At 30.2% G+C, this 2,259-nt stretch carries 2 protein-coding genes; both read left to right on the forward strand.

The window, feature by feature from the left end; genetic code table 11:
* The first annotated feature begins 278 nt into the window (after positions 1–278).
* Positions 279–1,319, forward strand: a complete 1,041-nt coding sequence (locus LX80_RS14300) for an RHS repeat domain-containing protein (protein ID WP_170120477.1) — start codon at positions 279–281, stop codon at positions 1,317–1,319.
* A 2-nt stretch (positions 1,320–1,321) separates the two neighbouring features.
* A complete protein-coding gene (locus tag LX80_RS14555; RefSeq protein WP_111297326.1) occupies positions 1,322–1,762 on the forward strand; it encodes a hypothetical protein in 441 nt (146 codons plus the stop codon).
* Positions 1,763–2,259 lie beyond the last annotated feature (497 nt).

Consider the following 2,259-nt stretch of genomic DNA (forward strand, 5'->3'; position numbering starts at 1 on the left):
CCTTCGGTTCATGGTTATCCTTATGCAGTAATTTTTTGCTCTTCAATACCTTTTCAAATCAGTAATCCCCTTCAATCAAAATGCCAATATTGTGGATAAACTCTCTAAAAAGTTCGAACTGTTGGTAGGCAAGCCGACAAACACATATTTTAAAAAAAGCAATCTTGCAAAGGGTTGCTTTTTTGTTGTTATAGAGAGTCAAGAATTTCTTTCAAAAAAACCAATAACAATAATTTTTTATACCATTTTTATTTCGTTAAATTAGCTGTGGCTTTAGTGTGGTAGGCAGTAGTGGAGTAGTAAAAGACCACCACAATGATGCCGGTATACAGGGTATACAAATACCCAAAAACGGATATATTTATATTTACTGCAGCAATGAAAGTCCGGTAGATGTGTTCTTTGATAATTTGCAGGTAGTGCATACACGAGGGCCGCTTTTGGAGGAGACGCATTATTATCCGTTTGGCTTAACAATGGCGGGAATAAGCAGTAAAGCAGCAGGAGAGTTATCTAGTCGATATAAATTTAATGGAGGTAATGAATTACAAACTTCTGAATTTACTGATGGCTCGGGCTTAGAATGGTATGATGCAAAAAAAAGAATGTATGATCCGCAAATTGGTCGCTTTATTTCCATTGACCCAATTGGTGGTTTTTCTGTTTCTATTTCAATATATGCCTTTGCTAGTAATAATCCAATACTAAATAATGATCCTTTGGGTTTAAAGGATACTGCTGTGAATGAAAGTCATCCTCATGATTTAGGAAATGTAACGGTTTTTGGTAAAAGAAAAAGTAGTTACACCATCTTATATTGGTGGCCGGGTACAACTGAGATGAACAATGCTAGGAACAACTATCAGTTATATTTCAGCCGAAAATTAAAAGGATTACCACTTTCAGAACTAGGCGATCCTGAATCTTATCTTTCAAAATTAAATTGGTACAAGCATTTAAGTGATGAGGAAGATAATTACAGGGCTATGCAGGCATGGGTTGTGGGCATAATAGCAACACCTGCCTTACTATTTGCAACGCCAGCAATTACTGAAACATCAATTATTCTTTCAGATAAATTTTATTATTACACTATTCGTGGACTAATATCTATAAACAATCTTAAAAGTTCAATATATAGAAACATAGCTGGACTAATTTTGAAATATAATATACCTATAATATCTAAATTCTCATTCTTAAAGAAGATTTTAAAAACAGGAAATGAATTTGAAGGGGTAAACGAGATATTTAATAAAGGGAAAGAGGTATATGAAAAAATTGAAACAATCATTAAATTTATTAAAAAAGATTATTAAATATGGATTTCACGGAAGTACTTAATGAAATTGATGAAAATACGAGTAATGAAATGAAAAAGAAAATTCATTTTTATTCCTTAAGAAATTTTTTATTATATTATCCACATGTAAAGAAAGAGAAAAATAAAATTACTTCATTAATTAACGAGTACTTAGAATTTATTAAAATTAACAACTATGACATTTCAAACGAGGTAAGTAAAGAATTATATTTTAGGTATATAAATAGATTAGGAATTTACTATGTGAGATATTATGGGTTTTCTGCAATTTTGCCAACCTTTATGATTTTCATTTTTATGATTGTGCCCAATATTTTAGTTTGGTATTTTTTAAATTCTATATACCTTACAACAATTCTAGTTTTTTTATGTTTTTATTTTATTATCAAAAATTACATTAAAGGTTATAGAAAAAAAGTTTATGGTTATCAATACTAATTTAGTCTAAGTTCAAGTCATAAGTGCAATTTTTTTGTAGCAATTGTTTAGTTGTTTTGTAATTAAATAATCTTTCATTATTTTCAAATCAATATCTACCCTATAGCAAAAATAGTTTTTGATTGCTATTCAAATATCAGTCCTATTAGTTTTTTCAATTTAATATCGAACAACTTTCCGGATATCTGGTAAAAAGTTCGAACTGTTGGCATGCAAGCCGACAAACGCATATATTCAAAAAGCAATCTTGCAAAAGGTTGCTTTTTTATTGTTATGGAGAGCTAAGAATTTTCTTTCAAAATAACCAATAAAAATATTTTTTTATACCATTTTTATTTCGTTAAATTAGTGGTGGCTTTAGTGTGGTAGGCAGTAGTGGAGTAGTAAAAGACCACCACAATGATGCCGGTATGCAGGGTATACAAATACCAAAAAACGGGTATATTTATATTTACTGCAGCAATGAAAGTCCGGTAGATGTGTTCTTTGATAATGTA

The sequence above is a fragment of the Hydrotalea sandarakina genome, assembly GCF_003254115.1.
GTDB classification, from domain to species: domain Bacteria; phylum Bacteroidota; class Bacteroidia; order Chitinophagales; family Chitinophagaceae; genus Hydrotalea; species Hydrotalea sandarakina.

Bases quoted from the DNA above. Each gene is read 5' to 3' on its own strand.
- LX80_RS14555 (WP_111297326.1), top strand. From the start codon at position 1,322: ATGGATTTCACGGAAGTACTTAATGAAATTGATGAAAATACGAGTAAT.